Raw genomic sequence first — 20,701 nt, 5'->3', positions numbered from 1 at the left:
GCACGTACTCCTTTGCACAGGTAGGTCTCGTTCCATACGCAAACCCTGATACTCCTTACCGGTTACCCACTTGTACCATAAATCCTTTTGGCGCCAACTTGCCATTCGTAAAACCTTGCGTCAAAACAGCACTGCCACCAACGGCTGCTTCATGATCCTGCGTATTAAAGTAAGCCGTCAACGTTTCATCACCATGGCGGGTCACTTTTATCAGACCGGCCGCAGTCACCGACATCCTAGTGCTGCCTTGGCCTAATGTCTGTGCGTGTTTCCGGCGAAAGTGTACCAGCTCCGCCACCTTTTTCCAAATCGGGCTGCCAAGTTTGCTCCAGTCCATCGGCTTGCGGTCATCCGGATCATCGCCACCCGACATCCCCATCTCGGTACCATAATACAAGCATGGCGCACCAGTCTGCATAAAGGTAAACGTCAACGCCTGCAATGCCAGAACTTCATCACCATGCGCCAGCGTCAGGATGCGCGGCGTATCATGCGAATCCAGCATGTTCAACATAACCTGATTGGTTTGATCGCGATAGTACATGAGTTGATCGGTTAACAGCGCCACCATTTCTTCAGCGGTCAATGTTCGCTTGAAAAAGTGATCCTCAATCTGCTGCGTGAAGGGATAGTTCATGACCCCGGAAAATTCATCCCCGTTTAACCATGGCTGCGCGCGATGCCAGACTTCACCTAACACATAAAAGTCCGGCTTAATCGCGGTTACCGTGGCGTAAAACCTTTTCCAGAAATGATGATCGACTTCATTGGCAACATCTAACCGCCACGCATCAATATCAAATGTCTTGATCCAGTAAGTGGCAACTGTTAATAAATATTCTTGAACTTCAGGATTGGCAGTGTTCAATTTAGGCATCTTTTCTTCAAATGCAAAGGTATCATACTGCGGTTGGCCGGCATTCTTGAGAGGATTGTGAAACGGTGTGACTGGTGTTTGATAGATGTGAAACCAAGACGCAAACCGCGATGCTTCTCCGTTGCGTAAAACATCTTGCCACTGCATACTGCCAAAGCCCATATGATTGAACACCGCGTCAAGCATGACTCGCATCCCGCGTTGGTGAGCCGCCTGAATCAATTTCGCGAACAAAACTTTATCGCCAAACGCGGGGTCCACGTTCAAATAATCAATCGTATCGTACTTGTGATTGGAAGCAGCCGTGAAAATCGGGCAAAAATACAGCCCATTGATACCAAGCGCTTGTAAATCGTCAAGGTGGTCCAGTACCCCTTGTAAATCACCGCCGTAATAATCCTCGCGCCCGGGATGATCCGTTGGCCGCCACGGCTTGGTTCCAATCGGATCGTTATCGGGATCCCCGTTGGCAAAGCGTTCTGGAAAAATCTGGTACCAAACTGTCTGTTTAACCCAATCAGGCGTTTTAACCCGATCAATCGCATGAAAATACGGCATCCGAAAATAGTTTTCCGCCTTATGTCGTGCTGCCGCGTGATTTTCTCGGACGCCGCGATCACCATACAACCACACAGCGCCATCTTGGCCGGTAACTTCAAATAAATATTGCAGGCGGCGATAAGGAGCTTCGAGTGTCACCTCCCAGTGATCCCTAGTTTGCCCGTGACCTATCAAATGCATCGACCGGCGCTGATAAATCAACTTATTAGTGCCATCTGCATCAGGCAGTTGCCAATAAGGATCGCCATACAGAACCGTCACCTTCGCAACATCGGCACGTGCCGTGTGAAATCGCACACGCATTGCCTCATCCGTATATAAGAAACAATCTTCACTTTCCGGGCGATGCAACAAAGCAGCTAAGTTCATAATCCGCCCTTCTTTCTTCATAAGTAACAAAATCCTGCCAAAAAACGGTATCTATACAGCGATCATACCGCCTTCATATCAGGCGCTCAAACAATTCGCATCAGCGTGTTTGCCCTCCGCTTAACTGATCATCGTTTAATGTCATTTAGGCTACAATCATAACAGTCTATTGGCGGTTCATCATTAGGGCATCATACAAGGCGTCAGGGCCCGATGCGTCAGAGCCCGATGACCTTTCATTGAATGGGGCTGCCACACTCAGGACAAAATAAATAGGCATCAGCGTCATCTCTGACCGCTAATGCCTATTTGTGTTACACCAACACTCATCTGCCAAAAAGCCTTCATGCTAGCGTAAATTTTATTAATACCGCGCTTTTAATGCCCGCTGAACCTCACGCTCTTGATCCTTACGCTTTAAGGTTTCGCGCTTATCATAGTTGTGCTTACCTTCCGCAACGCCGATCAACACTTTGGCATAACCATGTTTAAGATACATCCGCAACGGAACCAAAGTAACTCCTTGGCGCGCCGTCATTTGACCGAGCTTGCGAATTTCTTTTTTATGCAGCAACAGTTTACGGTTACGCATCGGATCAACGTTAAACAAATTGCCTTCTTTGTAAGGACTGATATGCACATTTTCAAGCCAAGCCTCGTTGTTGCGAATACGGGCAAAGCCATCACGCAAATTGAGCTTGCCATCGCGCACAGATTTAATCTCGGTACCTGTCAAAGCAATCCCGGCCTCATAGGTATCAAGAATGTTGTAATCATGACCGGCCTTTTTATTCTGGGCGAGCAGGTTGTCAGGTTTTTGTCGATGTTTCTTCGCCATTGAACCATCCCCTCGTATATTTAAAAGTTGCCAGCGTTATTTAGTCCCGCGCTTGGCGTTATAATGTTTACCTTGATGAGGCGCACCTGCTGGCTTATGTGGTCGTTGATTATTGGGCTGATTACGATTACCACCACGCCCATTGTTCCCGAAGCTCGGGCGACTGCCATTTGAGCGTCGATCACGGCGATCATCTTTTTTAACCAACTTGCCTAAATCGCTGGTTGGCGTTTTTTCGTCTGGAATCAATGAAAAGTCAACTTGCCGCTGATCGATGTCCACATTGTCTAACTTCACGCGCAACGATTGCCCGATTCGATAAGTCCGCTTGGTGCGTTCACCGACTAAGGCCATTTGACTTTCGACAAACGAATAGTAATCATCGCTCATTCGTGTGATGTGAACCAAGCCTTCAACGGTGTTTGGCAGTGCCACAAACATCCCGAAGCTCGTGACACCGCTGACAACGGCGTCAAATTCTTCGCCAACCTTATCAGCCATGTATTCAGCTTTCTTCAGGTCATCAACGGCACGCTCGGCATCAATGCTGCGACGTTCGGCCATCGATGCTTGGGTCGCAATATCAGGCAGCTTCTTATTCCAAGACGTCTTCACGTCATCGGTGGTGCCTTCCAGAGCGTAATCCCGAATCAAGCGGTGCACAACCAAGTCAGGATAACGCCGGATCGGGCTTGTGAAGTGACAATAGTATTTTGCCGCTAAGCCAAAATGCCCCAGCGGATCTGGTGAGTACCGTGCCTGTTTCAAGCTCCGCAATAATTTAACATTGACCATGGCTTCTTCTGGCGTGCCAGTTACATCGGTTACAACATCTTGCAGTTGTTTAGGAGTGATCTCCTTGCCTTTTTTCATCGGTACCGTGATCCCGAAACTGGCAATGAACTCCATGAATTCCTTGACGCGATCTGCATCCGGGGTTTCATGTACCCGATAGAGGAATGGTAAATGCTGCTTGTTGTAGTGCTCAGCCACGGTTTCATTTGCTGCCAGCATGAAGGATTCAATCATGCGCTCTGAGACGCCGCGTTCGCGCAGCACAATGTCAGTTGGATGACCCATATCATCCACAATGATTTTGGCTTCGTTTTCTTCAAAATCAATGGCACCGCGAGCATGACGCATTTTATACAAGATCTGATGCAATTCAACCATGTCTTCAAACATGGGTACCAGTTCTTGATATTCGGCCATGACTTCCGGGTCGTGATCGGTCACGATTTTATTCACATTGTTGTAGGTCATCCGGGCATGACTCTTGATCACACTTTGATAAATCTCGTGGTTTACGACATGACCATCATGATCGATTTCCATATCACATGACATTGCCAATCGATCTACACCTGGATTTAACGAACAAATGCCATTGGATAGTCGAAATGGCAGCATTGGAATGACGCGATCAACCAAGTACGTACTGGTACCACGATCAAATGCTTCTTGATCCAACGCAGAGCCTTCCGTCACATAATGCGAAACATCGGCAATGTGAACCCCAAGATGGAAGTTTCCATTTGGTAATTTCCAAACCACCACGGCATCGTCAAAGTCTTTACTGTCATCCCCGTCAATCGTGACAACAGCCTGATCGGTAATATCTTTGCGACCAACTCGTTCTTCTGGCGTAACGTGATCGGGAATGGCATTGGTCTGATCCATCACTTCATCCGGAAATTCCGTTTTGATATGGTTTTGCATGACCAGCGACATAATATCAACGCCAGGATCATTCTTGTTGCCTAACGTCTCGACAACGATCCCATACATCAACTTGGGATGATATTCGGTTGGAAATTCAGTAATCTCCGTCACGGTCATATCGCCGAGTTGCGGAATATTACCGGTATCTTTAACATAAACCGGAAAATTCTTCAGTTTCTTTTCATGACTAACCACCATTCCGATAAATCCAGACTTAGCCCGATCTTTATCGGAAAATGGTTTGAATTCACCAACCAGTGTGGTTAAACTGCGCTGCACAATCTTAGTGATTTCGCCTTCAGGTCCGCGACTATCATTGGGACGGGCTTCACGAACGATCCGCACTTCAACGGTATCGCCATCAAGCGCAAAATCGGTGTTCATCGCCGGTACATAAACATCATTGTCCAAGCCCTCAACTGCCACGAAGCCAAAGCCTTTTTCGTTGCCGCGGAAAGTGCCGGTCAAGACTTTAGGCGCGCCGCCCAATGCATAACGTCCTTCGTGATTGGCGTGAATCAGGTTATCATTTTCCATACCGTTTAACGCCTGGACGAGTACTTTAAAATCGCCGCCTTCACTTAACTTAAGTGCGCGACTGAGTGTTTGAACCGAATAATCAATGTTCGGATTCTTACGAAATGTTGCTAATAGTTCATTACGAATATGGCCAACTGTGGTCATGCTATCCCTCGTTTTCTTGTTGCATAAATGCGATTACGTCTTCTTCTAATGCGTGATGGGCCGAGTTAACGGTAATGACATGCTTGGCATCATCATACCAATGAAAATCAACGCGTGCAGCATTGATTAAGGCATCGCGTAATTGATACGCTAATCGACCATCAACTAATTCATCCTGACCGGCTTGTCCAATAAAAGTCGGCTGTTTGACTAAATTTAAATCAGCAGCAACCGTCGTGGCAAACTGATCGATTGCGGCCAACTGTCCCGGCAAATATGCCAGAATCTGTGTGCTTTCATCTGATTTGCCTGCTAACCGATTCATATACTCGGCATACTTTAAAAAACCCGGTACTAAGTGATGTTTGCCCGGCAAAATCGGGGATGAAAAAACACCGCCTGCTGTAATCCCTGGCAAGGTTTCTAGCGCCTTCATCGCGAAAATACCTCCCAGTGATAAGCCAAAAACAAACACCTTGGCGTATTTTGCCGTCATATGCGCAACCGCGGCACTACTTTCTGCCCACCAAATATCCGGGTTGCCTTTTGTCAAAATGTCTAACGGCTCCACTGTCCCATGCCCGGAAAAAAGCGGAACATAAACCCCATAACCGGCTCGCTGCAAGGCCCGCGCCATAAAATTCATATCATTGGGGCTACCCGTGTATGCATGTAACAATACCACGCCAGTATCGGTACCTTCATATTCGAATGGTTGTGGTTTGCGGAAAATCATGATCAATCATCCTTCGTGACAATCGATTAGCAAGCAATCCTAAAAGACCGCCAACCGATAACTGCCTGTTGCCCTGCCTGACATAAAGAGCTTAAATTAAATGGTTATGTCAGCATACTGCAGATTTTATGTACTCTGCAAAAAAAGTCTCCTGAATGTTCCAGGAGACTTTGTTTTAGTGGGCTTCCAGATAAACCAGCGCGATGGCAAGCCCAAAGAAAATGACACCCAGTACGACGGTGACTTTCTCCATAAACGCTTCAAAACCGCGCGATTTCGTCTTCCCAAAAAGATCTGTTGCTCCACCGGACAATGCGCTTAACGCGTCCTGTTGTTTGCTTGGTTGCATTAAAGTTGCGATCACGATCAAAACCGAATCGATCACTAATAATGTGGTCAATAAACTTTGCAAGTTGCTGCCTCCCTTGCGAAAAATCTCACTTTAGTAGTTTAGCATAAAAGCAAGGCAAAGGCGAATTTTACCCGATTTTGTTCTTATAGCCGTCAGCCGGATATTTTAGCCGCCATTTACACTTCAAACCTGACAAAATCATGTACACTGACGAAAGATTTAAGCGGCATCAGGACGTTGCTTAACCGTTCGATACAACATATATCCGCCAATAATCGCAACAAGAAAAGGAGCCAAATAACTCGCCTGATCAGCAAGCTGCAACGGTAATATCAGGTTCAGGCCAATGTTAATTCCCATCAAAGCCGGATACCCCAGATACCACCAGCGCATCTGCTTATCAACGATTAATCCTGCAATGACCAACGCAATCATGCCCCAATTAGCAACAAAGCCCAACAAAAATGGCACCAAAAAACTCGCAACGCCACTACCAGATGACGTAAGCAAACCCAGTTCTCCGCCGATTGAATAAAACAGGCCTAAGAAAATACTGACAATTGCATATACAATGCGAAGTTTTTTCATACTAATCAAAACCTTTCTATTGCAAGTCGGTACGTCTTTGCTAGGTACAAGTATACGCCTGAATTGACTAAACCAACTTGAAAAAGCTTCGCCCTAATCGACTATGGTTCAGACTTATGCGCGGTTGCCAAGGCTGCTGAAAAAGCATCTATTCGGCGTTTCACTCGTGCTCGTTGTGCTTCATCCGTCAACAATACCAATGTATCGCCTTCACGAATCAACGTGTCCCCATGAGGAATAACTTCACGCTCGCCACGCCGAATGCCGATGAGCAAGGCTTCTTTTGGCCAAGGCATGTCACGAACCAGTTTGCCATTTAACGAACTACCAACGAATACCGGAATTTCCAAACGATCAGGCCGGTGCAGTTGAGCGACGGTTTTAGGAATCGTCATCTGTTCCAGCAAGGCTTCATAAATCGGTGCCCCACCAAGCAAATCAACCACCAGATACGCAGTCAGTGACAAAACAGCAAGGGGCATGAGATGCGTTAAGTTGCCCACCATCTCGGTTACTAACAAGATTGCCGTAAACGGCGCCTTCCCGATACCGGCAAAGTACCCGGCCATCGAGAAAATAATCAAATTCATGATATAAACATGCGGCAATAACCCTAGCTGATTCATCACCACGCCATAAACCGCACCAATCACTGCCCCCAGCGACAAAATAGGTAGAAAAATGCCGCCGGGTAACCCCGAACCGTAAGAAATCATGGAAAAGATAAAGCGAATCACAAAAATACCCAATAACACCAGAAGTGATGGCACATATTGGCCAAAACCAACAATCAAACTATTCCCACCACCAAGAAGATTCGGTGTGAAGTAACCGACCGCCATTAAGAGCATAAATGGGACAACACCTTGGATTGCACGCGGCAAGTGTGTCAATCGCTGATACCAACGGGGCATGGCTAGTAACATTCGCTGATACAAATAACCCAGCAAACCTAACAAAATCCCTAATAAAATCAAATGCCAGTAACTCGTAACCGGTAAACTGCGCGAATAACTCAAATGCAAGACCGGCACTAGTCCAAACACATTTAACGAAATAAAGTCCGAACCAATCGCCCCAGCCAAGGCAGTCAGCCAAACCAGTGGCGAGAAGTTATGATAAACCTCTTCTAGCACAAACAAGGTACCGGCAATCGGTGCATTAAACGCCGCCGCCAAACCAGCAGCCGATCCAGATGCAATCAGCAACCGTCGATCAGTGCCGCGCAGTTTAAACCCGCCTGCCAAGCCTTGCCCGACTGATGCACCTAACTGAATCGAAGGCCCTTCACGTCCAAGAAACAAACCGGGAGCAAGCGCCAAAACCCCGCCGACAAACTTGCGCCAAAGAATCGACCACCAATTCATTTCCAACTCACCGGCAAGTTGTCCTTCTACCTGTGGAATCCCTGAGCCGGAAATATACGGTTCCTTTTTAAGCAGCCACGCAACAATACCAGCAAGCACTAGGTTAAAGCCGATTAACAACGCCCAATGCCACCAAACAAACGGTGTTACGCGCAAATAACCGTACACCTGACGACTGGCGCGTAAGCCAACTTCAATACAGTAACGAAACGCACTGACAACTGTTCCGGTCATTAAACCTACAAGCAGTCCTAGCAAGACAAACCGCAGCCGGGTGATATCAAATTTTTCTTTTTCTTTTACCGTTCGTGCCAAAATGCTTCCCTCCATGCCAACATTTATTTAGTATAACCCTTTGAGGGAAACGTGAAAAACATCATTTTTAGAGCGTGAGCAGGAGCGCTTAGCAATCGGAGTGTAAGTGGCCTCAACCCTCAATGGCTGGGCTTTGGCCATTGAGGCTTGAGGTCCTTACACGTAGATTGCTGCGACTGCGAACGCGTTTTGGAGAGCGTGAACCAGCGCGCCTAGGGATCGGAGTGTAAGCGGCCTTGGGCGTGATGGCCGGGCTTTGGCCATTATGACCAAGGTCCTTACACGCAGATCCCTGCGCTGGTGAACGCGTTTTGGAAAGCGTGAACCAGCCCGGTTTCTACACCGACTTGTGCGTTACGCTCTGCTCACGCCAAGCAATCCACGCCATCAAACAACCGAGTATCAGCGTCAACATCGGAAAAGGATACGTAGCCCAGCGTTGCACCATGATTTTAGGGAAAGACCACGCTAACACGTTATAGATCAAGGTAACGACTAGTGTTACCACATACCACGGCCAATGTTGCCGATCAATAAACCACCCGACAAGCGCATAGATCAATAAGCCATATAGCAATACGATGCCAATTAAGACGATTAAGGCGCCGAAAAAAGGTCCTGTAGCTCGCAATCCAACATCAAAGGTCATCCACAGCATGGCTAGGCCCAAAATAATCTCAAGCCAGGCAAAAATTGCAAAAAACTTTCTCATCATTGCCTCCATTCGTTTTATTAATGCTCAGACATAGGTGCTTGCACCGGCACCAGACAGTCCTCAGTCACAAAGCGTGAGCAAGTTCATCTTTTGCTTAAGCTAAGAATAGAAAAAACACGCCACCATTTGAAGTGACGTGCTTTTCATGTTAACGTCAAGCGTTAATTAGTCAATTGCTTTAACGTTGTAGAAGGACTTGCGACCCTTGTATTGTGATTGAGCACCTAATTGATCTTCGATGCGCATCAACTGATTGTACTTGGCAATCCGGTCAGTCCGGCTCATTGAACCAGTCTTGATTTCACCGGCGTTGGTTGCAACAACCAAGTCAGCAATCGTGGTATCTTCGGTTTCACCTGAACGATGTGAAACAACAGCCGTGTAACCAGCTTCTTTGGCCATTTCGATTGCTTCGAAGGTTTCTGTCAATGTACCGATTTGGTTCAACTTGATCAGGATGGAGTTAGCAACACCCATGTCAATACCCTTCTTCAGGTAATCGGTGTTGGTAACAAACAGGTCATCACCAACGATTTGGACTTTGTCGCCCATCTTCTCGGTGAATGTCTGCCAGCCTTCCCAGTCGTTTTCATCGATTGGATCTTCAACAGAAACGATCGGATACTTGTTAATGTAGCCGTCAATCATGTTGGTCCATTCTTCGGTTGTGTACTTCTTGTCAGGGTTGGACCACTTGGTTGTGTACGTCTTGGTATCAGCATCGTACATTTCTGAAGCAGCAACGTCGAAGGCTAAAGCAATGTCATCACCCGGCTTGTAGCCAGCTTTCTTGATCGCTTCAACAAGCAATTCGAAAGCTTCTTCGTTATCCTTCAAGTTAGGTGCAAAGCCGCCTTCATCACCAACAGCAGTGATGTCACCCTTGCTCTTGAGCAGTGCCTGCAATGCGTGGAAGGTTTCTGAACCCATCCGAACGGCTTCGCGAACACTCTTGGCACCAACAGGCATGATCATGAATTCCTGGAAGTCAACGGTGTTAGTTGAATGTGCACCACCATTAAGAACGTTCATCATTGGCGTTGGCAAAACATGAGCATTCGGGCCGCCAAGATATTGATACAATGGCAGACCAACTTCATCAGCCGCAGCACGGGCAGCAGCCAAGGAAACACCCAAGATCGCATTGGCACCGAGCTTGCCTTTATTAGGCGTGCCATCAAGATCGATCATGGTTTGGTCAATCAAGCGTTGTTCGGTGACGTCAAGGCCAATCACAGCCTTAGCAATTTCATTGTTTACGTGGTCAACGGCCTTCAAAACACCCTTGCCGCCAAAACGATCCTTATCGCCATCACGCAATTCAACGGCTTCATGTTCACCGGTTGAAGCACCTGATGGAACTAATGCGCGGCCGAAACCGCCATCTTCGGTATACAATTCAACTTCAACAGTAGGGTTGCCACGTGAGTCTAAAACTTCGCGTGCCAATACATCAGTAATGATAGACATATATTCTTCTCCTTTTTGCCAGAAGGCTGTTTAATATTGAAACCAGATTAATCTTGGTAGTTAGCCAAGGCGATGAAACTGTCAGGATCCATCGAAGCGCCACCAACTAAGCCACCATCAATATCAGGCTTAGCCATTAATTCCTTGACGTTCGCTGGTTTAACAGAGCCGCCGTAAAGAATCCGAACAGCATCTGCCGTATCTTTATTATACAACTTCTCAACGGTTGCACGGATGTGAGCAACAACTTCTTGTGCTTGATCTGCAGTTGCTGTTTTACCAGTGCCGATAGCCCAGATTGGTTCGTAAGCCAAAACCGAAACCTTAACTTGGTCGGCACTTAAGCCTGCCAAAGCTGCTTCGATTTGAGAAGCAACCCAATCTTCGGTTTGACCGGCTTCACGCTGAGCCAAACTTTCACCACAGCAGATAATCGGCAAAAGATTGTTCTTAAAGATGGCCTTAGCCTTCTTGTTGATATCTTCGTCGGTTTCGTGGAAATAACCACGACGTTCACTGTGACCGATAATGACGTAATCAACGCCCATTTCTTTTAAGGCTTTCGGGCTGGTTTCGCCGGTAAAAGCACCTTCGTCTTCAAAGTAGCAGTTTTCCGCCGCTGTCTTCAAAGGAGTGCCTTCTGCACCGGCAACCAGCGTCGTTAGATCAATGGCAGGTGCGCCAATGACTGTTTCAACTTTGCTTGCATCAGGTAACTTACCTTTAACAGCATCTAAGAAGGCTTGCGTCTCCTTAGGGTTCTTGTTCATTTTCCAGTTACCAGCAATGAATGGTGTCCGCATGACATAGCTTCCTTTCATTATGTACCGACATGCATCAAGCATGTCGATAATGACTGTTAGATCAGCATCACTAACAATTACTTGTCAGAAATGGCTGCAATACCTGGTAAGGTCTTGCCTTCAAGGTATTCAAGGCTAGCACCGCCACCAGTGGAGATGTGGGTAATCTTAGGTGCAATGCCAAGTTGCTTAGCTGCAGCTGTTGAGTCGCCGCCACCGATGATCGTAGTTGCATCCTTCAAATCACCAAGAGCACGACCAACTTCAAGTGTGCCTTCAGCATAGTTACTCATTTCAAAGACACCCATTGGGCCGTTCCAGACAACTGTCTTGGCACCCTTAAGTGCATCCTTGAATTCCTGAATCGTCTTAGGGCCGATATCCAACGCCATGTAGCCATCCGGAATGTCGCCTTCAACAACCTTATGCGGTGCATCGTTAGAAAATTCTGGGGCAACCACAGAATCAACAGGCAAAAGCAGCTTGTCACCAGCTTGGTCCATGATCTTCTTAGCTAAGTCGATCTTGTCCTTTTCAACCAGTGAGTTACCGATGCTCATACCCTTGGCAGCATAGAAGGTATAAGTCATGCCGCCGCCGATGAGAATCTTGTCAGCTTTAGGAACCAGGTTTTCAATCACACCGATCTTATCGGAAACCTTAGCACCACCCAAAATTGCGATGAATGGATGCTTTGGATTGTCCACAGCGTCACCCAAGAACTTGATTTCTTTTTCCATCAAGAAGCCGGCAGCAGTTTGTTTCATGTTGGAGGCAATACCAACGTTAGAAGCATGCTTACGGTGAGCGGTACCAAAGGCATCATTGACAAACAAGTCGCCTAAGCTTGCCCAGTACTTGCCGAGTTCAGGATCGTTGCCGGATTCTTTTTTACCGTCAAGATCTTCAAACCGCGTATTTTCCATCAAAAGTACGTCGCCGTCATTTAACTTCGCGATCGCGTCTTCCAATTCTTTACCACGGGTAGCCGGTACAAATGTAACTGGCTTCTTCAGCAATTCACTAAGGCGTTCTGCAACAGGCTTCAAGGTCAGCTTTGCCTTATCTTCTTCGGTCTTAACCCGGCCAAGGTGAGACAGCAGAATTGCCTTGCCGCCGTGATCAATGACATATTGGATGGTTGGCAATGCTGCCACGATCCGATTGTCATCACCGATAACGCCGTCTTTGATCGGCACGTTGAAGTCAACGCGAATCAAGACTTTTTTGTCTTTAACGTCTAAATCTGAAACGATTAATTTAGCCAAAAGATATGACCTCCTTCATTTTCCTAAAGATGATGCTTCAATTAAGCTTACCATCAACATCTCGTTTACAAAGGCCAAAGCGACACTGATAAAAGCACCTTTTAATGGTCTTTCCAAAAAAAGCGGAGGGAGTAAAGCTCCCTCCGCTTCGGATGTTGCGGTTAGAAAAGCGTTACTCCGGATTAGAGAGTAGCAAATTTCAGCAAGGTACGGATCATCTGGCAAGTAAAGCCATATTCGTTATCGTACCAAGCAACCGTCTTAACTAATTGATAGTCACCGGCAGTTGTAACTTCGGTCTGAGTAGGATCGAAGATTGAACCGTATGTCGTACCGATAACATCGGAAGATACGATTTCGTCTTCGTTCCAGCCAAAGCTAGGGTTGTTTTCGGTGTGCTTCTTGATAGCTTCGTTGACTTGGTCAGCCGTAACGTTCTTGGTCTTCAAAATGGAAACCAATTCGGTCAAGGAACCGTCAACAACAGAAACACGCTGTGCATGACCCTGTAACTTGCCGTTCAATTCTGGGATAACCAAACCGATAGCCTTAGCAGCACCAGTGCTGTGAGGAATCGTGTTAGCAGCAGCTGAACGTGCAGCACGCAGGTTGCCGCCACGAACTGGGCCGTCAAGCAACATCTGAGTTGAGGTGTAGGCATGAACGGTGGTCATGGTACCAACTTCAATGCCGAATTCCTGGTTCAGGAAGTAAGCCATTGGTGCCAAGCAGTTGGTCGTGCAAGAACCTGCAGAAACGATCTTGTCGTCTGCATTCAAGGTGTCATCATTAACGTTATAAACGATAGTCTTAATCTTGCCAGCTGGGGCAGAAATCAGAACACGCTTTGCGCCTGCATCCAAGTGAGCTTGTGACTTTTCAGCAGAAGTATAGAAGCCTGTGCATTCAAGAACGTAGTCAACGCCGTCGTTCTTAACCCAAGGAATGTTCTGGGCTTGCGGTTCTGCGTAGACACGGTATTCTTTACCGTCAACGACAATACCGTTATCGGTTGCACTAACTTCACCAGGGAAAGTACCGTGGGTTGAATCATACTTCAGCAAGTGAGCCAGCATGGTTGGGCTGGTCAAATCGTTGATCGCAACAACCTGGATGTCATTGCTCTTTGCACCCAATTCGTAAATACGACGGAATGCCAAACGACCGATACGGCCAAAACCATTAATACCAATCTTAACAGTCATGCTAAAATTTCCTCCTTTAGGAAATAAGGTTTTATTCTAACGGGTTGCCCCAGTTAAAATCGAGTTTGTGGCACCGACGTCTGTTAACAGCCACGTCCGACTCGGTGCATGTTGCATGTACGCCGCAATTGCCTTGGCTTTACTTTTGCCAGCCGCAACTGCGAAGACATACGGAATATGATCAAGATCCGCAAGTTGTAATCCGATTTGCGGTATCTTGTAAACGACCTTGCCCTCTGCATCATAGAAAACACCAAATGCTTCGGCAACGGCATGTTTGGCTTTCAACATGCGGATCGTATCAGGTGACATGCCACGGCGTTTCGCCATAACAAGTGCATCACCTACGCTATGAATCACGACTTGAGCTTTATCGATAAGTGTCAAAACTTCTTTTACCGATGGCTCTTTAATTAATGACTCGTAGGATTCCGAGCTGAGGTTTTCAGGAACATATAACGCTCGGTATTTGCTATCGGTTGCTTCTGCCATTGCAGCCGCAATCGAGTTGGCTTGAATCGTGACAGCCTCACCGAGACCACCACGTGCGGGAACAAATGATAGTTCACGGCCGGCAGATAATTGAAAGGTCAACTGCGAAGCCAAATGAGCCATCGTTGTACCGCCCATCACCGCAATTGTCAGGTGACCGGGCGGCAACAGCAATTGTAAGGTTGAATTCAGCGTTTTACCAAGTTCGTCTAAAACTCGGCTGCTTTGATCCGCATCTCCGGAAACGACCAGACAATGGTCAATCTCCAAATGAGTTGCGAGTCGTTTTTCATCATCCTTGATGCCCAGTAGTTGGTTCATCAGATGATCGAGACCATGAAAAGTTTCCAACCCCTTAGCTGTTAACACCATCCCGGACTTAGAGCTTTCCAAAAGCCCCTGTCCGCGTAGAAAATCCGTTTCCGTACGCAAAGCACGTTCCGAAATCTTCATCTGTTCGGCTAAAGTTCGTCGACCAACTGGTGCCATCCAGTTAATAAATTGAAGGACCTGATAGCGTTTAGTGACAACGCCCATCAGATCAGGCGCGATCGCTTTGAGCCACGCAAGTTCAGTATGCATAAGGCACGTCCTTCTTTAATGGGTCATTCCACGTCCCTCCGAGTCGTTTTCCGACCCAGCAAGCTGAAAAAAATTAGGAATCCAACATTTGCTGTTTTCCCTTACCAACAGAACCAATTGTAGCAGGGGTTCCGCTTTATCGCAAGTCTGATGCCTAAATCGACTTAAAGTAATCACAAAACCCGCTAAGTTTGAACATCTAATTCGAAAATTCTTCAAGTGTTCGGTTTTTAGCTTTCCCGATGACCCTGAATCGGCCTTTTGATAACGCAGGTTTCGGGTGGGTTCTAATGAAATTTTCATGAAGTTTCTGTGTGACTGTTTCAGGCTCCCGAATATACCTAACACGCGCTTCTTTCACCGAGACATGTTCTGTTTTGAGCAATTTTCACTTGTAAATTAATTATTTGTTGGCAGGCTTTCATGAAGACTATCTTGTTACTGACAAAGCCCGCTAAGCCTGTTTGTAATCGCATAACGGGTGCTACTAGATATTTCACTAAATTAAGAAGTCTTCCAGTCTTCCCACCCCATGTTTAATTCCAGCTCGAATTATTGTGTCAGCCGCAACCCATACGCTACCATTTAGGTTTTTAAATCACTGTGTCCGCCGTATTGCCTGTACCTTAGTCGATTCAGCTATGTGTGTGCAATCGTGTGCAATAACCAATTTTTTAGACGTTTTTTTAGGTCCATTGCACATAAAATTGCACATAAATTCGTTTTCCCCACTTTTCCGGCAAACAAAAAGCCCACCGTAGCGGGCTTTTACTGTTCCTAGCTTTTCCCATTTGACTGGGTTTCTGCGCAGCCCGGGAGTCGAACCCGGATTTCGAGAACCGGAATCTCACGTGCGATCCATTACACTAACCGCGCAAGTACCTAATTATATTACTCAATCAATCAGAACTTTGCAAGTCTTTTTTGGAATGAACGACTTTGGAGGCGATGCCAAGACTTAGGCCATTAGCATTCATACCTTTACATAGGTTGCTGCCTATAAACAAAGGAGTTGGCCTGAAAGCAATTTTGAACATGTCACAATTATACATAGAAACCCAACATCTCAATCTTACACCGTTAATGTACGTGCTCAACGTCCAAAAAGGCCCCTGCTGTCAAACCTACAAACGCTTTTATGCCAAACAAAAAACCCACCGCCTAATGAAGGTCGGTGGGTTTAAACGCTTTAAACTTACTTTTGGTTGTTCTTATTGACCAAAATATCATCAATCAAGCCATAATCTTTGGCTTCCTGCGCGCTCATATAGTGATCACGTTCGGTGTCCTTCTTGATTTGCTCAACCGTTTGACCAGTTGCATCGGCCAAAATCTGGTTCATCTTCTTGCGAGTCTTCAAAATTTCTTCGGCCGCAATTTCAATTTCGGTTTGCTGACCTTGCGCACCACCTGAAGGCTGATGAATCAGAATGGTCGAGTTCGGTAATGCAAACCGCTTGCCTTTAGTGCCACCAGCCAATAAGACGGAGGCCATGGATGCCGCCATCCCAATTGCAATGGTCTGCACATCGGACTTGATGAAGTTCATCGTATCTAGCATTGCCAGACCGCTGGTGATCACGCCACCAGGACTATTGATGTATAGGTAGATATCCCTTTCAGAATCCTGAGCATCCAGAAAAAGCAGCTGCGCAATGACAGAGTTGGCCATTTGATCGTTCACTTCACCGGACAACATGATAATCCGGTCTTTTAATAGACGTGAGTAAATGTCGTAAGCGCGTTCGCCACGACTAGTTTGTTCAACGACGGTAGGTACTAGCATGTCCTAACCTCCTGAAAAAATCGTTTTTTAGCACTCTTTAAAGTACAGTGCTAAGTATACTGCTAAAGTCAAATAAGGTCAAAGATTTTCATCACAATCTTTGACCTTATTGGGAAGATTTATGCTTCGGGATAAGCATTATCAGCGATAGCACTCAAATGTTCGTCCACCCGCGCTACTTCGGATTTAATATGATCATATTCAGACTGCGGCAGATTCATCAGTTTCATGCACGAGCCAACATGTTCAAAAATCTGATCGCGGGCATCCAAAGCCTTTTTCGTCAGGCTCACATCAACGCGACGCTCGTCTTCAGTTGAGCGTTTGCGATTGATCCAGCCGTTTCATCAATGGCGTTAAGGTACCACTGTCCAGTTCAAGCGTTTGTCCGACTTGTTTAACCGACATCGTACCGTGTTCATATAAAGACAACAGGGTGATATATTGCGGATAAGTCAGCTTAAACGGTGCCAATGCCTGCGCGTAAAAATGGTTATATTGTTTTTGTGCCTTGTAAATCGCAAAACACAGTTGTTCATCTAATGTAATCGGTTTGACCATGATGTTTCCTCCTAAAAATTGAAGCAAAAACTATCAAACTTTGTCGCATCCAACATTCCGGATATCGTCGAAAATAATCGGCAATCGCTGCCACGCGTGAGTAAAGTTGCTTTGACAAAATGTGTGGCGTTATGTCCGTGAATTTAAACTAAACCGGCACATATTTTGCCTACAAAAACACACACCATAACGCTTGGTGTCGGTTACATTGTACACGATTATCTTGAGGAAACAAAGGTATTATTTTACTGGTCAATAAGGTATTAACGATTTTATATGATCGATTTGGTCTAAGCATCTTCTGGTTGTTGATATCCCTCAGCAATTTGGTTCAACTTGCGCAACCGATGATTGACTCCCGACTTCGAAATCGTACCCCCAGGAACCATTGCCCCTAATTCTTGTAAGGATACATCAGGATGCGCCAACCGCAACACTGCAATTTCGCGTAATTTAGTTGGCAAATTATCTAAACCGACATGATCTTTAAGATAATTAATGTTCTCGATCTGTTTTTGAGCAGCATCAATGGTTTTGTTCATATTAGCCGTTTCGCAATTCACCAGCCGATTAACGGAATTCCGCATATCGCGCACGATGCGAATATCTTCAAATTTAAGCATCGCATTGGTAGCGCCAATGACCTGCAAAAAATCGGCAATCTTTTCCGCTTCTTTTAGATAAACGATATAGCCGCTGCGACGTTCAACGGTCCGCGCATTCAGATGAAAATGATTCATCATTTTTAAAATACCCGCGTTATGATCGGCATATAATGAGTAGATTTCCAGATGATAGCGCGATGTTTCCGGGTTGTTCACCGAGCCACTTGCCAAAAAGGCGCCGCGCAAATACGAGCGCATGCGTTGTGGTTCCTTTAAAACGCTGGCTGGCACAGTCGTTGAAATGGCCATCGTGGTTGGATCCAAAATAGCCAAGTCAGACAGAATATCATTGACGCCTTCCGTCAATCGAACAATATATTGGTAATTCTTCTTAAGCTTCATTTTTCGATGAACGACCAAGTTCGCTTCGTGATGGTACACTTGGCGAATCAAACTATAAATACGCCGCGCAATGGCGGGATTCTCCGTTTGAATGTTCAACACAAACCGATGTGCCATCAACGTTAGACTGCCGTTCATTCGAATCAATGCCGACAGCTCCGCCTTAGCATGCTCAGGATGAACTTCCAGTTGCGTCAGTTCTTTTTTCACAATACTGGCAAAGCTTGCCATGCGCTCACCTCCGCGTTTTGGCACTTACTTGAAAGGCTAAGTTCAAAATCTCCTTGGCCACCTTATCACCATCATGGAAAACGCCACGATCGCGCAGTTTCAAAAAGTCTTCTGAAATGACGCGACAGCCCATATCCCGTAGTCCCTGATAATTATGCTTCACCGGCGTCAAAATTTCGTTATATTTTTGGTGATCCAAATAATTATCCGGTACCGGCTCAATATTGACCAACACCGTATCAACAAAGTTCTCACCCATTTGCTCGTTTAAGACGCGAACATGATCGGCATCGGTAAAGTTTTGCGTTTCGCCTTTTTGCGTCATGATATTAACAATGTAGATCACTTCTGCCTTGGTCTTTTTCACCGCATCCCCGAGGTTACCAATCATCAAGTTGGGCAAGATACTGGTGAACAGACTGCCTGGTCCCAGCACCACCACATCCGCATCCATGATCGCATCAATCACTTCTTGGACGGCTTTGGGTTCACCATTAGCCGGATCAGTCTCGGACACGGAAATATGCTTAATGTTCTTCCCGGCTGCGGTTATTTCCGCCTCGCCGGACAACTTTGTACCGTCAGTAAACTCGGCATTCAAGGTCAGCGGCGTATTGCTGGCGGGATAGACATGCCCATCAACCTGCATCATCTCGCTTAACTGCTGAACAGCCGGGAAAATGCCGCCTTTCATCTCTGACAAAGCCGCAATAATCAAATTTCCAATCGCGTGACCGGCAAAAAAAGCATCAGTCGTATTAAAGCGATATTGAAAAATGTCCAGATACAAACTCGGCAATTCCGATAAGGCAACCAAAACGTTACGAATATCACCAGGCGGCACGACATTAATATAATTGCGAATCGTCCCTGACGAACCGCCATCATCGGCAACCGTCACAATCGCTGTCACATCGGCATCTTGCTCATGTAAACTATGCAAAATCACCGGTAAGCCAGTTCCTCCACCAATCACGACGACTTTAGGACGCCGACCGCGAATAACCCGAATAAATTTAGTTTCACGACTCATGAACGATTCACCGTCTCCTTATGCTTCTTAATGTCCCGATGTGTGATGTCAACCGCATAAGCATCGGAAAAGGCTTTGCCAATACGTTCTGCAAACGCTACGCTGCGATGTTGTCCCCCGGTGCAGCCAATAGCAATGGTCACGCTGGTTTTCCCTTCAGCCTTATACTTAGGCATGATTTCGGCCAACAAAGCGTAAAACTTATTGTAAAAACTTTCCGCGTCTTCGTTGTCCATCACATAATCATAAACGTCCGGATCCAAGCCGGTTTTCGGGCGATAGGCCTTGATATAAAACGGATTAGGCAAGAACCGGACATCCATCACAATATCGGCATCAATCGGTAAGCCGTACTTAAAACCAAAGGACATGACTTCAATATGAAACGCCGGTTGGCTATTATTTTCTTTGAAGTTCAGGAAGATTTTTTCGCGTAACTGTCGCGGGCTTAAAGTCGTCGTATCAATGACCACTTGCGCACGATTACGCAGCTCAGTTAATAACACCCGTTCCTTTTTAATGCCATCCATCAACCGGCCTTCCATTGCCAGGGGATGTGAACGGCGGGTTTCTTTATAACGGGATACCAATTCTTCGTCGGTAGCATCCAAAAATAAAATTCGGGAATGAACATACGCATTGTTATCTAAATTTGCCAGCATATCGATGATTTGATCGTAAAAAGCCCGACTGCGCAGATCGACGACAAGCGCAACTTTTGAAATCTTGCCGGATTCCTTCACCAATTCCCAAAACTTAGGCAATAGTGCAGGTGGCATATTATCAACGCAAAAGTACCCCAAATCCTCAAATGCTTGCATGGCGACAGTCTTACCTGCGCCAGACATTCCGGTAATAATAACAAGATCCAAACTTTCAGTCATAAACGGCTCCTTTGTGATCATATTCTATACAGTATAACATTCCGGGCGTGTCATTCATACTGCTTCATACTTTTCTCTTGCAGCGGTGCGATCCGTGAGTCGGTGGCTTTCACGCTCCATAACGCGCTCCCCGGCGCAGAAGCCTGCATGTAAGGACCTTGGGCGCAATGGCCAAAGACCGGTCATCACGCTTAAGGCCGCTTATATTCTGGTTTACGCCCATAACGCGCTCCCCAGCGCAGAAGTCTGCGTGTA

General features: G+C 46.3%; 17 protein-coding genes, 1 tRNA gene and 1 pseudogene. All 19 read right to left on the bottom strand.

The window, feature by feature from the left end:
* Positions 1-55: 55 nt before the first annotated feature.
* The 19 genes and pseudogenes from EL173_RS05145 to rapZ all read right to left on the bottom strand — a co-directional run bounded on the left by EL173_RS05145 (position 56) and on the right by rapZ (position 20,446).
* Positions 56-1,807 (bottom strand): glycoside hydrolase family 13 protein, encoded by a 1,752-nt coding sequence (locus tag EL173_RS05145; RefSeq protein WP_014571231.1) that lies wholly within the window; start codon positions 1,805-1,807, stop codon positions 56-58.
* A gap of 364 nt (positions 1,808-2,171) precedes the next feature.
* Entirely contained in the window at positions 2,172-2,645 is a 474-nt protein-coding gene (smpB, locus tag EL173_RS05140; protein ID WP_005684539.1) for an SsrA-binding protein SmpB, read from the bottom strand.
* Between the two features lie 36 nt (positions 2,646-2,681).
* Positions 2,682-5,051: a ribonuclease R gene (gene rnr / locus EL173_RS05135; RefSeq protein WP_005684538.1), complete on the bottom strand. Its 2,370-nt coding sequence runs from the start codon at positions 5,049-5,051 to the stop codon at positions 2,682-2,684.
* A 1-nt stretch (position 5,052) separates the two neighbouring features.
* Positions 5,053-5,787 carry an alpha/beta hydrolase gene (locus tag EL173_RS05130; protein WP_005688730.1) on the bottom strand — a complete coding sequence of 245 codons (735 nt, stop codon included), beginning with the start codon at positions 5,785-5,787 and terminating at the stop codon, positions 5,053-5,055.
* Positions 5,788-5,962: 175 nt separating this feature from the next.
* The gene (gene secG / locus EL173_RS05125; RefSeq protein ID WP_005684536.1) at positions 5,963-6,199 is read right to left on the bottom strand and encodes a preprotein translocase subunit SecG; all 237 of its coding nucleotides are present in this window, start codon (positions 6,197-6,199) and stop codon (positions 5,963-5,965) included.
* A 159-nt stretch (positions 6,200-6,358) separates the two neighbouring features.
* Positions 6,359-6,727, bottom strand: a complete 369-nt coding sequence (locus EL173_RS05120) for a hypothetical protein (RefSeq protein WP_005684535.1) — start codon at positions 6,725-6,727, stop codon at positions 6,359-6,361.
* Between the two features lie 101 nt (positions 6,728-6,828).
* The gene (locus EL173_RS05115) at positions 6,829-8,409 is read right to left on the bottom strand and encodes a ClC family H(+)/Cl(-) exchange transporter (protein WP_014571230.1); all 1,581 of its coding nucleotides are present in this window, start codon (positions 8,407-8,409) and stop codon (positions 6,829-6,831) included.
* Between the two features lie 337 nt (positions 8,410-8,746).
* Positions 8,747-9,121, bottom strand: a complete 375-nt coding sequence (locus EL173_RS05105; protein ID WP_005715969.1) for a hypothetical protein — start codon at positions 9,119-9,121, stop codon at positions 8,747-8,749.
* 168 nt (positions 9,122-9,289) lie between these two features.
* Positions 9,290-10,594, bottom strand: a complete 1,305-nt coding sequence (gene eno, locus EL173_RS05100; protein ID WP_005684531.1) for a phosphopyruvate hydratase — start codon at positions 10,592-10,594, stop codon at positions 9,290-9,292.
* A 47-nt stretch (positions 10,595-10,641) separates the two neighbouring features.
* Positions 10,642-11,397: a triose-phosphate isomerase gene (tpiA, locus tag EL173_RS05095; RefSeq protein WP_005684530.1), complete on the bottom strand. Its 756-nt coding sequence runs from the start codon at positions 11,395-11,397 to the stop codon at positions 10,642-10,644.
* Between the two features lie 77 nt (positions 11,398-11,474).
* On the bottom strand, positions 11,475-12,665 hold the full coding sequence (locus EL173_RS05090) for a phosphoglycerate kinase (RefSeq protein WP_005684529.1): 1,191 nt from the start codon (positions 12,663-12,665) through the stop codon (positions 11,475-11,477).
* A gap of 182 nt (positions 12,666-12,847) precedes the next feature.
* Complete coding sequence (gene gap, locus EL173_RS05085; protein WP_005684528.1) at positions 12,848-13,870, bottom strand: type I glyceraldehyde-3-phosphate dehydrogenase; 1,023 nt, start codon at positions 13,868-13,870, stop codon at positions 12,848-12,850.
* Between the two features lie 36 nt (positions 13,871-13,906).
* Complete coding sequence (locus tag EL173_RS05080) at positions 13,907-14,944, bottom strand: sugar-binding transcriptional regulator (RefSeq protein WP_005684527.1); 1,038 nt, start codon at positions 14,942-14,944, stop codon at positions 13,907-13,909.
* Positions 14,945-15,748: 804 nt separating this feature from the next.
* Positions 15,749-15,820: transfer RNA gene (locus EL173_RS05075), tRNA-Arg, on the bottom strand.
* Between the two features lie 319 nt (positions 15,821-16,139).
* A complete protein-coding gene (gene clpP, locus EL173_RS05070; RefSeq protein WP_064522019.1) occupies positions 16,140-16,730 on the bottom strand; it encodes an ATP-dependent Clp endopeptidase proteolytic subunit ClpP in 591 nt (196 codons plus the stop codon).
* 119 nt (positions 16,731-16,849) lie between these two features.
* Positions 16,850-17,291: pseudogene (locus tag EL173_RS05065) on the bottom strand (MarR family winged helix-turn-helix transcriptional regulator).
* A gap of 290 nt (positions 17,292-17,581) precedes the next feature.
* On the bottom strand, positions 17,582-18,529 hold the full coding sequence (gene whiA, locus EL173_RS05060; protein WP_005684524.1) for a DNA-binding protein WhiA: 948 nt from the start codon (positions 18,527-18,529) through the stop codon (positions 17,582-17,584).
* 4 nt (positions 18,530-18,533) lie between these two features.
* Positions 18,534-19,562: a gluconeogenesis factor YvcK family protein gene (locus EL173_RS05055; protein ID WP_005688720.1), complete on the bottom strand. Its 1,029-nt coding sequence runs from the start codon at positions 19,560-19,562 to the stop codon at positions 18,534-18,536.
* Positions 19,559-20,446: an RNase adapter RapZ gene (rapZ, locus tag EL173_RS05050; protein WP_005684522.1), complete on the bottom strand. Its 888-nt coding sequence runs from the start codon at positions 20,444-20,446 to the stop codon at positions 19,559-19,561. Before rapZ ends, EL173_RS05055 begins: the two co-directional genes overlap by 4 nt.
* Positions 20,447-20,701: the final 255 nt, after the last annotated feature.

Origin of the sequence: Lacticaseibacillus rhamnosus, from assembly GCF_900636965.1 — a bacterium.
GTDB lineage: Bacteria > Bacillota > Bacilli > Lactobacillales > Lactobacillaceae > Lacticaseibacillus > Lacticaseibacillus rhamnosus.
Note: the sequence above shows the minus strand (reverse complement) of the source record. Positions and strands in the feature narration are given on the sequence as shown.